Origin of the sequence: Pontibacter russatus (genome assembly GCF_009931655.1) — a bacterium.
In the GTDB taxonomy this organism is placed as follows: domain Bacteria; phylum Bacteroidota; class Bacteroidia; order Cytophagales; family Hymenobacteraceae; genus Pontibacter; species Pontibacter russatus.
Genome location: NZ_CP047984.1, coordinates 4171489 through 4184167 on the forward strand (window position 1 = coordinate 4171489; position 12679 = coordinate 4184167).

The 12679-nt window shown below is 56.1% G+C and carries 12 protein-coding genes; 6 read left to right on the forward strand and 6 right to left on the reverse strand.

What is annotated here, in order from left to right; translation table 11 throughout:
- Nucleotides 1-56: 56 nt before the first annotated feature.
- From GSQ62_RS17310 to GSQ62_RS17330, 5 genes are all read right to left on the reverse strand, one after another.
- Nucleotides 57-347 (reverse strand): hypothetical protein, encoded by a 291-nt coding sequence (locus GSQ62_RS17310; RefSeq protein WP_161890678.1) that lies wholly within the window; start codon nt 345-347, stop codon nt 57-59.
- 52 nt (nt 348-399) lie between these two features.
- Complete coding sequence (locus GSQ62_RS17315; protein WP_161890679.1) at nt 400-666, reverse strand: hypothetical protein; 267 nt, start codon at nt 664-666, stop codon at nt 400-402.
- 117 nt (nt 667-783) lie between these two features.
- On the reverse strand, nt 784-1122 hold the full coding sequence (locus GSQ62_RS17320; RefSeq protein ID WP_161890680.1) for a YrzE family protein: 339 nt from the start codon (nt 1120-1122) through the stop codon (nt 784-786).
- 82 nt (nt 1123-1204) lie between these two features.
- Nucleotides 1205-1513 carry a winged helix-turn-helix domain-containing protein gene (locus tag GSQ62_RS17325; protein WP_161890681.1) on the reverse strand — a complete coding sequence of 103 codons (309 nt, stop codon included), beginning with the start codon at nt 1511-1513 and terminating at the stop codon, nt 1205-1207.
- Between the two features lie 7 nt (nt 1514-1520).
- Nucleotides 1521-2144 carry a hypothetical protein gene (locus GSQ62_RS17330; RefSeq protein ID WP_161890682.1) on the reverse strand — a complete coding sequence of 208 codons (624 nt, stop codon included), beginning with the start codon at nt 2142-2144 and terminating at the stop codon, nt 1521-1523.
- Between the two features lie 764 nt (nt 2145-2908).
- Between GSQ62_RS17330 and GSQ62_RS17335 the strand changes: the two genes are divergently transcribed.
- From GSQ62_RS17335 to GSQ62_RS17345, 3 genes are all read left to right on the forward strand, one after another.
- Complete coding sequence (locus GSQ62_RS17335) at nt 2909-6331, forward strand: ThuA domain-containing protein (RefSeq protein ID WP_161890683.1); 3423 nt, start codon at nt 2909-2911, stop codon at nt 6329-6331.
- 317 nt (nt 6332-6648) lie between these two features.
- Nucleotides 6649-7239, forward strand: a complete 591-nt coding sequence (locus tag GSQ62_RS17340; RefSeq protein ID WP_161890684.1) for a DsbA family protein — start codon at nt 6649-6651, stop codon at nt 7237-7239.
- Nucleotides 7240-7439: 200 nt separating this feature from the next.
- Nucleotides 7440-7799, forward strand: coding sequence for a DUF1801 domain-containing protein (locus GSQ62_RS17345; protein WP_161890685.1), 360 nt, complete (start codon nt 7440-7442; stop codon nt 7797-7799).
- Between the two features lie 59 nt (nt 7800-7858).
- Here the strand turns inward: GSQ62_RS17345 and GSQ62_RS17350 are convergent, their stop codons facing one another.
- Nucleotides 7859-8761 carry a cation diffusion facilitator family transporter gene (locus GSQ62_RS17350; RefSeq protein ID WP_161890686.1) on the reverse strand — a complete coding sequence of 301 codons (903 nt, stop codon included), beginning with the start codon at nt 8759-8761 and terminating at the stop codon, nt 7859-7861.
- Between the two features lie 123 nt (nt 8762-8884).
- Between GSQ62_RS17350 and GSQ62_RS17355 the strand changes: the two genes are divergently transcribed.
- The 3 genes from GSQ62_RS17355 to GSQ62_RS17365 all read left to right on the forward strand — a co-directional run bounded on the left by GSQ62_RS17355 (nt 8885) and on the right by GSQ62_RS17365 (nt 12666).
- Nucleotides 8885-9565 (forward strand): response regulator transcription factor, encoded by a 681-nt coding sequence (locus GSQ62_RS17355; RefSeq protein WP_161890687.1) that lies wholly within the window; start codon nt 8885-8887, stop codon nt 9563-9565.
- On the forward strand, nt 9565-10959 hold the full coding sequence (locus GSQ62_RS17360) for a HAMP domain-containing sensor histidine kinase (RefSeq protein ID WP_161890688.1): 1395 nt from the start codon (nt 9565-9567) through the stop codon (nt 10957-10959). The genes GSQ62_RS17355 and GSQ62_RS17360 overlap by 1 nt, the downstream gene beginning before the upstream one ends.
- Nucleotides 10960-11094: 135 nt before the next feature.
- On the forward strand, nt 11095-12666 hold the full coding sequence (locus tag GSQ62_RS17365; RefSeq protein WP_161890689.1) for a SulP family inorganic anion transporter: 1572 nt from the start codon (nt 11095-11097) through the stop codon (nt 12664-12666).
- The last annotated feature ends 13 nt before the right edge of the window (nt 12667-12679 follow it).

Here is a 12679-nt window from a genome sequence, read left to right on the forward strand (position 1 = left end):
ATATGGATTAAACTTCTTCGTAGTTCTCGTCTTTTCGTCAAGGGTGGCTTCCCCCGCTAACTCCCGGCAAACGGTGACCCAAAGATGCCGACTGCCAATTCTGCCCAAATGAGGAAGAGCGCCACCAGCATAACTGCGATGATGCCGATGCGGTAATTCATGTTTCGCACCTTCCGCAATACAAACTCGCATAGGAGGCCGGTACCGAGCAGCAGGGTGCCCATGACCACGAAATCAGGCAGGTCCCAATTCACTTCGTCTGTAAACAGCATCGCTACCAGCGGAATGAGCAACAGAAGTGCTACGCCGAGCACAATACCAGTTAGTCTTTTGTTTTGCATTACCATGATTTCTGATTTTTTAGATGGGTTTGTATATAAATGAGAGGTTATTGGGAGATTATAAGTCATTCACCATGAGTTCTATCTTGTCGAACAGCTCGCCCACGCCCATGGCTGCCCAGATGATGAAAATGCCCAGCAGGACCTTCAGGATTCCTATGCGGGGAATTGAAAAGCCGGCCCTTTTCCTTAGAATGGTGTTAACCGGAAGAAAGTAAATTAAGGAAAGCAGTAGTATAAAGACACCGAAGCCGGGGTCGTTCCCCCAGAACGTGTTCACTACTCCAATAGCAAAAAATACCGTTCCAAATAGCCAGCTGATCATGTTCAGCGCTGTAGATCCGTCGTTGCGCGCTGTTTCTTCCTGGGTTTAATTTTCGTCTTTCATCGTTTTGTATTTAAGTTTTCTAACTATATTCTCAATTCATTTTAGTTGGCTTGATCAATCCCACATCGTGCCGTGCAGCCCTAAAACAGTACCGAGCCACAGCACCAGCAGGAACACCAGCAGGCTCAGTAGATAAGCGAATGCCGTTCTCCAACCACCCTGGTGGCGCAGAGGATCCATGTTGTAGTAAAACACGCCGCCCAGCGCGCCGGCTGCCGGAACAAGCAGCAGCGGTTTGATGATCCAGAGCTTTGGCCAGCCTGGGTCCGGCTCTCCGGCTCCAACCAGAAAAAATAAGATAAGGATTAAACCGACCGCTGCGCCCTGCAGCATCCGCTTGCCCACGGGAGCCGGGTGAACCGGGTGGTTGGGTGATTCTTTTCTTTGCGCCATGATAATTCTGTCTCAGTTATATAAAGTTTATAGTAGTCTTGTAAAGTACTTTGAATTACAAAGTTCATGTGTAAAAAAATATTCAGGTGTCTTTCCTGTTGTTCAGAATAAGTTGCTCCAGCGCATCCAGGTGGCTGTTGAAGGCTTCGCGGCCAGCCTCGGTGGCATGGTAAGTGGTGTTGGGCTTGCGGCCCACAAACTGCTTTTCCACCTGCAGGTACTCGCCTTCCTCCAGCGCGCGCAGGTGGCTGGCCAGGTTCCCATCCGTCAGTTGCAGCGTGTCCTTCAGCGTGTTGAAATCGACCCGGTCTTCCACCATCAGCACCGACATAATGCCCAGCCGCGCCCTGCTCTCGAAGGCCTTGTTTATATTTTCAAGATAGTCTTTCACGTGCCCGCTAGCGTTCGTATTTAAAATACACCAGCGCCCCATACACAATGTGCAGCACCCCGAAGCCCACCGTCCAGGCCAGCAGCCCGTAGCCCGCAAAAAAGCTGGCGAGCAGGCCGAGCGCTATCTCGCAAAGGCCCAGATACCGGATATCGCCCAAGGTATACTTGCTGGCGTTCAGCAAAGCACAGCCATAAAAAATGAGCATGACCGGCGCGACCAGGAAGAACTGGCCATGGTAAATCAGTGCCGCACAAAAGATGCCCCCTGCCCCCAGCGGTATGAACAGGTTCACCAGCATCCGCTCCGTTTTGCTGTCCCAGACCCTGTGGTTGGATTTGCGGGCGTTGCGGGCGGTGAAATAAGTGGCTGAGCAAAGCGCCAGGATAAACACAAGCGCCGCCACCGCCAACATAAACATGATAGCCTCCCTGGTCAGGTGGCGGCCTGCGTGCTGGCTGTAGCTTATATGGTGCGTAACCAGGTACCACTTTACGGCAACGGCACCTATGAGCGCCGAAACGCCGGCCGCCACCCCCGACAGGCCGCTGAGCGAAATGAACCGGGAGGAGCGGTCCATGATGTTCCGGATCTCGTGCAGGGTGGCTAACTGGTCTTGCTGCTGGCTCATATATAAAGTACTTTGTGTTTCAAAGTTAATCAGGCTATACGGAAAAGCAAGAGGCAGGGATTAATATATTTTTGCTGTCTTCAGCAGCGGCAAAGGCGTGCAGGCGCTTCCGAGCGCAAATGCTCTATATAACCTGCGTTGCGATTTATTTATGTTGTTGGGGCAGGACCCACCCTAATCCCTCCAAGGCTCATCCTGTAGGGAAGAAATGCAGCCATTCAGATTGAAGCAGCGGCTATATATAAGACAGCAAGTTTATAAATGCGAAAATAGCCTTTGATAACGTCCTGACAAACTGGCCTCATATATAACCACATTGGCGCTGTCGCTAAACTTGCGGCATGAACGCAATATTTTTCCTTACAAGATGAGTTTGGGAGGGGCAGGTTTCCGATTATCAGAATTTGGGCCAGTTTATATATCGCGACTTGAGACATATAAACTGGCCATGGGCGATTGCCTGCCGCCAGACAGGCGCTCCATTTTTTAAGAAAATATTCTATCGCTCCTCCTGCAGGCGCACTATTCTAGTTTGCACTTTAAAATAAATTACTTAAACTTATAGCTTGGTTCGGAATGGAACAAATGCAGCATAACTGTTCGTTTCTGGAAGTGAGCACTCAGGCAAGACATTGCCTGCTTTAGCGCTTCCGGCCGCTGCCATGTCCTAAAAGTGAAACAGCTGCGTCAACCATCAGAAAAAAGTATAAGCTATTCATTATCAAATTCATATATCCACCTAAATCAGTCCATATCCTTATCACATGCTAACTAAGGTTTCACTTAAAAGCGCCTTCTACCTCTGCGTGGTAGGCGTGTTCACGCTACTCTCTTGCAGCGACAAGCGCTCCGGCGATCCGAGGGTGCTCGTCTTCAGCAAGACCAGCGGCTTCCACCACCAATCTATTGACGCGGGCAACGCAGCGCTGCAGAAACTGGCGCAGGAGAATGGCTTCCAGATAGACACCACCACCAACGCGGCCTATTTCAATGAGGACTCGCTGGCGAAGTATTCTGCCGTGGTGTTCCTCAATACGACCGGCGATGTGCTGAACAACTTCCAGGAGGCGGATTTTGAGCGCTATATACAGGCGGGTGGCGGCTACGTGGGCATCCACGCCGCTGCCGACACCGAGTACGACTGGGGCTGGTATGGCCGGCTGGCGGGGGCTTATTTCGCAAGCCATCCGGAGCAGCAGGAAGCGGTGGTACACGTCGTAGATGCGGATCACCCGGCCACCAAGCACCTGCCCAAGGACTGGAAGCGCAAGGACGAGTGGTACAACTACAAGAACATCAGCGATAAGACCCATGTGCTGCTTAAGCTGGACGAGAGCACGTACAAGGGAGGCACGAACGGCGACAACCACCCCATCTCCTGGTACCATGAGTTTGACGGCGGGCGCGCCTTCTACACCGGGCTGGGCCACACCGACGAGTCTTACCAGGACCCCTTGTACCTGCAGCACATACTGGGCGGCATACAGTATGCCATCGGCGACAACAAGCAGCTCGACTATGACAAGGCCGTTTCGCAGCGGGTGCCGGAGAGCAACCGCTTTGTACACACCGTGCTCACGAAAGGCGCTTTCTTTGAGCCGACAGAGATGGCTATTCTGCCAAACCTGGACATCCTGGTGGCGCAGCGGCGCGGCGAGCTGATGCTCTATAACCACGAAACAGGCGATGTGAAGCAGGTGGGTGCCCTGGACGTGTACCACAAAACATCGGTGCCGGACGTGAATGCGGAGGAGGGGCTGATGGGCCTGGCCGCAGACCCTAACTTCAGCAAGAACAACTACATTTACCTCTTCTACAGCCCGATTGACACCTCCGTGAACCGTCTGTCGCGGTTTGTGTACAAGAACGGCAAGCTCGACGTGGGTTCCGAAAAAATGATCCTGCAGTTTTACTCTCAGCGCGAGATTTGCTGTCACACCGGGGGCTCCATCGCCTTCGGGCCGGGTAACATGCTGTACCTGTCCACCGGCGATAACAGCACACCGTTCAACGAGAAGGGGCAGCCTTACGTGAACAACGGATTCGCGCCGCTGGACGGCCGCCCGGGCCACGAGCAATACGATGCCCGCCGGTCCTCGTCAAACAGCAATGACCTCCGGGGAAAGGTGCTCCGCATCAAGATAAACGAAGACGGCAGCTACACCATTCCGGAAGGTAACCTGTTCCCGGGCGAGAACCCGAAGACACGCCCTGAGATATACACCATGGGCCACCGCAACCCGTACCGCATCTCGGTTGACCAGAAAACCGGCACCCTGTACTGGGGCGAGGTAGGCCCGGATGCCGGGGCAGACAGCCTGGAGGTGCGCGGCCCGAGAGGATATGACGAGGTGAACCGTGCGGCCAAAGCGGGTTACTTCGGCTGGCCGCTGTTTATCGGCGATAATTACGCCTATCACCGGTACAATTATGCGACAGGTGAAACCGGACCCACCTACGATCCTAAAAAACCGGTAAACGACTCGCCTAACAACACCGGCTTAAAGGAACTGCCGCCTACAACGCCAGCCTTTATATGGTACCCGTACGCAGAGTCGCCTGACTTCCCGCAGGTAGGCACCGGCGGGCGCAACGCCATGGCGGGTCCCGTATATTATTCCGATCTGTACCCCGAGGAGACGCGCTACTCGTCTTACTACGATGGCAAGCTGTTTATATATGAGTGGATGCGCGGCTGGATAAAAGCCGTGACCATGACACCGGAGGGCGCGTACTCCAAAATGGAGCCCTTTATGCCGGATATGAAACTGGCCGGGGCCATCGACATGGAAGTGGGCCCGGACGGCAGGCTCTATATATTGGAGTACGGCTCGGGCTGGTTTGCCAAGAACGACGACTCCGGCCTGCTGCGCATCGATTACCTGGCGGGCAACCGTCCTCCGAAAATAGTGAATATCACCGTGAACCGCACCAGTGGCAAAGAGCCGCTCACGGTTACGGCCAAGGTAGAGGCGACAGACCCTGAGAACGACTCGCTGCGTTACGTTTGGAAAGTAGGCAATGAGTCGAAAGCAACCACGGAGCCTACCATCACCCATACCTTTACGCAGAAAGGCGACCATACCATCAGCGTGGAGGTGTTCGACACGAAAGACGCCTCCTCCAAGAGCAGGGATCTGGCGCTGTATGCGGGAAACGAGCAGCCGCAAGTGGACGTGACCCTGCAGGGCAACCGCAGTTTCTACTTCGAGGGGCAGCCAGTCAAATACCAGGTGAAGATCACTGACAAGGACGGCGAGGTGAACATGGATAACCTGTTCGTTTCCGTGGATTACGTGGAGGGCACCGACATGGCCGGGTCATCCATGGGCCACCAGATAGTATCGGCGGAGATGCTGGGCAAGAACCTGATGCTGAGCCTGGACTGCAAGGCCTGCCATGCCATCAACGAGAAATCCATCGGGCCGTCGTACACGCAGGTGGCCGAGCGCTATCAGAAAGAACGGGGCGCTATGGACCACCTTACCAATAAAATCATCAAAGGCGGAAGCGGCGTATGGGGCGAGGCAGCGATGCCCGCGCACCCAAGCCTGTCGGCATCGGATGCAAAGCAGATTGTGCAGTGGATTATGTCGCTGAACAACAGCGGGAACGCGAGGCAGTCGTTGCCTGCCAGCGGACAAATCGTTCCGAAGCCGGATCCGAAGCAGGCAGACAACACTGTGCTGCGGCTCTCCGCCACCTACACCGACCAGGGGGGCGCAGGCATCAAGCCATTGGCGGGTTACGATGCGGCTTACCTGCGAAGCAATGCCGTGGATGCGGCGGATGTAGCGGGCCTGCAAGGCTTCAACGCCGTTGAGTTTGGCGGGGCTTCCTACCTGATATTCCCGGGAACGCAGGGATGGGTTAAAACAGAGGAGATTGACCTGACCAACATTGGTGCGATTGAACTGGCTGGTATCGGAAACGGTGAGACAAGCCAGTACCAGGTGGAGGTAAGGCTGGATCAGCCGGACGGCCGCAAGATTGGCGAGGGCCAGCTGAGCCTCGGCGGTGAGCGGAAGCCTGGCACGGGCCAGGTGACGCTGCAGAACGTGGCTGACAACAAGCTGCATGACGTATACCTCGTGGTGAAGCATGCCGGCGGTGCAACTGGCCAGAACCACGTCCTGAAAACGGTGCGTTTCGTTCCGGCGGCCGGGGCATCGGCAAGCAGCAAATAAGCAGCGCACCTTACAAGCATATAAAAGAGAGGCTTCCCCAACCAGGGAAGCCTCTCTTTTATATATAGCTACCCGGTCCATATGTGGTTGCCGATGCTATATCTAGCTTGCCGCTGCTTTGCCCGATTAACCTGCTTCTAAAGAAAAGGCCGCAGGGCGTGGGCAATGCCTCCCGACTGACATAGCCGGAGAACGGTTTGCCGCCTCTGCCCGCTCCTTCAAAACCATAACCCGGCAACGGCGGTAAAACAGAAGCTAACTGTCTTGCTTATGGTATATGCTCCCCAACCCCCACGCTCCTGTACGTCACCAACCCCATGTGCGCCTGGTGCTACGGATTCACGCCGGTGGTGCGCCGCCTGCGCGCGCTCTGGCACAGGCGCCTGCAGGTGCAGGTATTGTTCGGCGACCTGCATGCACACGCCTCCGAGCCCCTGAAGCGGGAAGACAAGAACAACCTGGCCGGCACCTGGCACCGGGTGCAGGAACAGGTGAACCTGCCCTTCGATTACCGGTTTTTTACGCAGCAGCACTTTATATATAACACCGAGCCCGCCTGCCGTGCGCTGCTGTGCGTGCGCCTGTTGCGGCCCGTGCTCACGCTGGAGGTGCTGCGGGCTTTTCACTCCGCCTTTTACGCCGACGGCCTCGACCTAACGGAAACGGCTGTGCTGGTGCGGCTCGTCGGCATGTTCGGTATCCGCGAAAACCTCTTCCTGGCCCTCTTCGAGTCGGAGGAGATAATGCGGCAACTGGAGGAGGAGTTCAGCTACGTCGACAGCATCGGGGCCACCACCTTCCCGAGTGTGTTTATGCAGACCGGGGAGGGGCCGGATAAAATAGTTCAGGGCTATGTGCCGTTAGACATATTGGAGCAGCGTCTGTTACGGATGCTCGAGAGCAGGTGAGCAGTACCAGAACCGTCGGTAACCAGAGGAGCCATTAAAGGCTAAACAGACCGGATTGCTTGGTAGATGGCAGGATTTCTTTAGCAAAGGACAAAAAAATCTTTGAAAAAGGAAACCTAAAGGGGAGATTTCCTGTATATATTAAGGTATTTGTATATATGCAGAATTTTATACCAGCCCCGGACACAAACCTCACCCTTATGAGAAGCAAGACATCAACCAACCAAGTTAACAAGTACATTGCATCGCTGGCGCCCGAGAAACAGAAACTGGCTGTGGAGGTTCGCTCCATCGTTCATGCCGCGGTGGCGCACCTGGAGGAGAGCGTGCGCTGGGAGTGCGCCTGCTATTTTTTCTACGGCCCGGTTTGCTACATCGCCTCCTCGCGCAGCGGCGTTCACTTCGGCTTCTTCCGGGGTAAGGAGCTGTCAGACCCGAAGCGCCGGCTGGTGAGCCGGAACGGGCAATACCCGCATATTAAAGTGCGCTCGCTGGCGGATATAGACGAGGAGTACTTCGGGGACCTGATACGCGAGGCTGTACACCTGAACCAGAATTAGGTGGGTGGCGGCATATATAAACCGCAGGGATATATAACCCACTCATAGCGGGAGCGGGCTTATAGCTGGCCCTGGTGGCTGCAAACTTCTTCTGGTGTCTCCATCTCCACGGTCACGTGCTGTATGTCCATGTCGGCCATGGCCTGGCGCAGGTGTTTTTTAATAGCCTCGGTCTGTTGCACCTGCAGCCCGGGGGCCACCACCGCGTGCAGCGTCAGCACGTTGTAGGTGCCGTCCAGCGTCCATATATGCAAATCGTGGATGGACTGTATGCCGGGCAACTGCACCAGCTTTTCCTCCACCTCCCTGGGGTTCATGTTCGGCGGCGTGGCCTGCAGCAGTATTTTCATGCTCTGGCGCAGGTTGCGCACCACGTTGTAGAGCACATACAGGGTGATGGCCACCGACAGGAGCGGATCGATGACCGGAATGTCGAAAAAATAAAGCACGGTGCCGCCGACCAGCACGGCTACCCAGCCCAGCACGTCCTCCATCAGGTGCAGCCGCACCACCTTCTCGTTCAGCGACTCACCCTTCTTCAGGCGCAGCACAGCCGCGCCGTTCACCACAATCCCCAGCAACGCAAAGCCCATCATGCCAGCCGCATTTACCGGCTCCGGGTCCAGGATGCGCGGAATGGCCTCCGAAAGCACGATAAAAGAGCCGACGAGCAGCACCACCGAGTTGATGACGGCGGCCAGCAGCGAGAAACGCTTGTATCCAAAGGTGAACTGCTGATCGCGGCCGCGCTTCGCCACCTTCTCGAAGTACCAGGCCAGCCCCAGCGAGAGCGAGTCGCCCAGGTCGTGCAGCGCATCCGAGAGAATGGCCACACTGTTGATCCAGAGCCCCCCGATGATCTCCAGGATGGTGAAGCCCAAGTTCAGGAAAAATGCTACCTTGATGTTACCGCTGGCCCCATGGTGGTGGTGGCCGGTGTGGTCGTGCTTTGCGTGTGCCATATATATTGAACGAAAAGCAGCCCCGCAGGATATTAGCGGGCTGTTGTTTTGCGGCGGCCTGCTACCTTTGCGCCCAGGCAGCGGTAAGCGGGCAGCCTCCACGCCACTTATATATGAACCTATATGAAAATACTGCTAGTAGAAGACGAACCCAAAGTGGCCTCCTTCATTAAAAAGGGGCTCGAGGAGCAAGCCTACGAGGTGGACCAGGCTTATGATGGCACCTTTGGGGTAAAACTGGCGCTGCAGCACGAGTATGACCTGGTGATCCTCGACATCATTCTGCCCAACATCAGCGGGCTCGACGTATGCCGCCAGATCCGGCAGCAGAACAAGTCAGTCTCCATCCTGATGCTGACGGCGCTGGGCAGCACCGACGACAAGATTACGGGGCTGGACGCCGGTGCGGACGATTACCTCACCAAGCCCTTCGAGTTTAAAGAGCTGCTGGCGCGCATCCGCGCCCTTTCACGGCGCGGCTCCGAGGCGCCGGCGAACGAGGTGCTGCGGATAGCGGACCTGGAACTGGACCTGACGAAGAAAACGGTGAGCCGCGCCGGGAAGCCCGTGAACCTGACGGCACGCGAGTTTTCGCTGCTGCACTACCTCCTGCGCAACAGGGGGCGGGTGGTCTCCAGGGTGGATATAACGGAGCAGGTGTGGGAAACTTCCTTCGACACCGGCAGCAACGTGATAGACGTATATGTGAATTTCCTCCGTAAGAAGATTGACAAGGGCCACACCGTCAAATTGATTCACACCCTGGTGGGGATGGGCTACGTGTTGAAAGAACAGGACGACTAATGAAAATCAGGACCAAGCTTACCCTGCAGTTCGCCAGCATCTTCGCGTTTATCCTCATTCTGTTCTCGCTGGTGGTGTACTTCTTCACCTCGCTTTACCGGCAGGATGATTTCTTCCAGGGCATTGAGGAGCGCGCCCAGGCAGTGGCCCGCCACGTGCTGGAGGCCGATGAAGTGGATGCCGCCACGCGCCAGGAAAACGAGATAAGGTATTACCACGAGCTCCCGCACGAGGGGGTGCGCGTGTTCCGCAGCAACGGCGACCTTGTTTTCTCGAACGGCAAGGGCAACCTGGGTGTCAACAGTGCGGTACTGCGGCAGCTGGAGGAAAAGCGGTACGTTCAGTATGCGCGGGGGGTAAGGCAGGTAGTGGGTATCCGCTACCCCGACAATCAGGGCGACTTTCTGGTGTTCGCCTCTTCGGTGGATGCCTATACCCTGACCAAACTGCAGCACCTGAAGGTGATCCTGATCGTCGGGTTTTTCGGGTCGCTGGTAGTGGTGGTGCTGGCCGGCTGGGGGTTTGCGAAACAGGCGATGCGGCCAATCACCAAGATTGTGAACGAGGTGGAAAAAATCAGCGCCACTGATCTGGACATGCGCCTGAGCGGCTCCGGCGGCAAGGACGAGGTGTCGCACCTGGCGCAGACTTTTAACAAAATGCTGGACCGGCTGGAGCTGGCCTTCGAGATGCAGAGCACATTTGTGTCCAACGCCTCGCATGAGCTGCGCACGCCCCTCACGGCCATTATAGGGGAGTTGGAGGTGGCCCTGATGAAGCCGAGGGAACCGGAAGAGTACCAGCGCGTGCTGCAATCCACGCTGGAGGATGCCCGGCTGCTGGCGGAACTGTCGAACGGGCTGCTGCAGATTGCGCAGGCAAGCATCGACTCCTCTAAAATAAAGCTGGCGAATCTGCGCTTCGACGAACTGGTGTGGACGGCCCGGGAGCAGGCCCTGAAACGGCAGCCCAGCGCGCGCATCAACATAGACTTTGAGAATTTCCCGGAGGATGAGGATCGTCTGGTGGTGAAGGGGAACGAGGCGCTGTTGCTGGTGGCGGTGGTGAACGTACTGGAAAATGCCATCAAGTTCTCCCCCGACGGGCAAAGCGTGTCTGGCGCTATCCTGGTGAAAAAACAGGAAGTAGTGCTGAAGGTAAAGGATCAGGGGCTGGGCATAGCCGAAGAAGACCTGAAGCACGTGTTCGTCCCGTTCTTCCGTGCGGAGAACGTGCGCAACATCACCGGCCACGGCATTGGTCTGCCGCTGGCAGAGCGCATCCTCAAAATTCACCACGGCACCATCAGCGTCCACTCCAAGATAAACCAGGGAACAGAGGTTTTGATAAGCCTGCCGCAGGCTTATCTATATATACCGCGCCGGCAGCCGTGATTTTAATTTGTTTTTAATGTCGTTTTAATTTCAGCTTAATGTCGCCGCCATAGTTTTGTGGCATTGCAGAGAGGAAGGCGCCTGTATCCGGGCCAAACTTCAACCTGCACGCATCAGATGAAATCTAAACGATATATGAAGCAAACTTCAAACAGCACCAACTACCTGGCCCACCTCGGGAAGGACATCCCATCGGGTCTGGTTGTTTTCTTTGTGGCCCTGCCGCTCTGTCTGGGCATCTCGCTGGCCTCCGGGGCCCCGCTCTTTTCAGGGGTCATCACGGGGATAGTGGGCGGCCTGCTGGTGGCCTGGCTCAGCGGCTCGCAGCTGAGCGTGAGCGGCCCGGCCGCCGGTCTCACCGTCATCGTGCTCAACGGCATCGAATCGCTGGGGTCTTTCGAGGCTTTCCTGCTGGCGGTGGTGCTGGCCGGGGCCATACAGTTGGTGCTGGGCTTCCTGAAGGCCGGCGTCATCGGGCTCTATTTCCCCTCGTCTGTTATCAAGGGAATGCTGGCGGCGATTGGCCTCATCCTCATCCTGAAGCAGATTCCGCATTTCATGGGTGCCGACGAAGACTTTTTCGGGGAGATGAACTTCCTGCAGGCGGACGGGCGCAACACCTTCTCTGAGATTGGCTACGCTTTCACCAGCATTGAACTGGGGGCCCTGCTCATCGGCATCATATCCCTGACCATCCTGCTGGTGTGGGACAATCCGAGAATTAAGAACAGCAAACTCCTGAAGCTGGTGCCGGGTGCGCTGGTGGCGGTGCTGCTCTCCATCCTCATCAATGTTCTGTTCATCAATTTTGTTCCTGCGCTGGCCGTGGGCCCCAGCCACCTGGTAAACCTGCCCGTGCTGGACGGTTTCAGCGGGCTGGCGAGTGAGCTTCGCTTCCTGGATTTTACTGCGGTCACCAACCCCACACTTTATATAGTTGCCTTCACCATCGCCATTGTGGCCAGCCTGGAGACACTGCTGAGCGTGGAGGCCGTAGACAAACTGGACCCGCACAAGCGCCGCACCAACACCAACCGTGAGCTGAAGGCGCAGGGCGTGGGCAATATGGTGGCGGGCCTGCTGGGCGGCCTGCCGATGACGGCGGTAATCGTGCGCAGCTCCACTAACGTGGCAGCGGGCGGGCAGACAAAAGTTTCTGCCTTTGTACACGGAATTTTCCTGGTGCTGTCGGTTTTCCTGCTGGCGGGCTTCATGAACCAGATTCCGCTTTCGGCGCTGGCCGCCGTGCTGCTGGTGGTGGGATATAAACTCACCAAGCCCGCTCTGTACAGGACACAGCTTAAACTGGGGCACGAGCAGTTTATTCCTTTTATCGTTACGGTGCTCGCCATTCTGTTCACCGACCTGCTGGTGGGCATCTGTGTGGGGCTGGCTGTGGGTGTGTTCTATATCCTGAAGGCAAATTACCGGTCGCCGTATTTCTACCACAAGGAGGAGCATAAAGACAAGGCGCTTATCCGCATCAGGCTAAGCGAGCACGTGTCGTTCCTGAACAAGGCCAGCATCATCCTGACCCTGGACCACCTGCCCGCCAACAGCCACGTGATCATCGACGGCGAGAACTCCGAGCATATAGATTATGATGTGCTGGAGGCTATCCAGGAATTCAAAAGAACGGCGCACGAGCGCAACATCACGGTGGAGGTGCTGAATGTGAAGGAAGTGTCCGTCCTGGAAATGCATTAAGCAAACATACAAA

Excerpts from the sequence above, each read along its gene's own strand:
- GSQ62_RS17350 (WP_161890686.1), bottom strand. The coding sequence starts at position 8,761 with ATGGCACACGCAAAGCACGACCACACCGGCCACCACCACCATGGGGCC.
- GSQ62_RS17310 (WP_161890678.1), bottom strand. The coding sequence starts at position 347 with ATGGTAATGCAAAACAAAAGACTAACTGGTATTGTGCTCGGCGTAGCA.
- GSQ62_RS17345 (WP_161890685.1), top strand. The coding sequence starts at position 7,440 with ATGAGAAGCAAGACATCAACCAACCAAGTTAACAAGTACATTGCATCG.
- GSQ62_RS17320 (WP_161890680.1), bottom strand. The coding sequence starts at position 1,122 with ATGGCGCAAAGAAAAGAATCACCCAACCACCCGGTTCACCCGGCTCCC.
- GSQ62_RS17365 (WP_161890689.1), top strand. The coding sequence starts at position 11,095 with ATGAAGCAAACTTCAAACAGCACCAACTACCTGGCCCACCTCGGGAAG.
- GSQ62_RS17315 (WP_161890679.1), bottom strand. The coding sequence starts at position 666 with ATGATCAGCTGGCTATTTGGAACGGTATTTTTTGCTATTGGAGTAGTG.
- GSQ62_RS17330 (WP_161890682.1), bottom strand. The coding sequence starts at position 2,144 with ATGAGCCAGCAGCAAGACCAGTTAGCCACCCTGCACGAGATCCGGAAC.
- GSQ62_RS17355 (WP_161890687.1), top strand. The coding sequence starts at position 8,885 with ATGAAAATACTGCTAGTAGAAGACGAACCCAAAGTGGCCTCCTTCATT.
- GSQ62_RS17340 (WP_161890684.1), top strand. The coding sequence starts at position 6,649 with ATGTGCGCCTGGTGCTACGGATTCACGCCGGTGGTGCGCCGCCTGCGC.
- GSQ62_RS17335 (WP_161890683.1), top strand. The coding sequence starts at position 2,909 with ATGCTAACTAAGGTTTCACTTAAAAGCGCCTTCTACCTCTGCGTGGTA.
- GSQ62_RS17360 (WP_161890688.1), top strand. The coding sequence starts at position 9,565 with ATGAAAATCAGGACCAAGCTTACCCTGCAGTTCGCCAGCATCTTCGCG.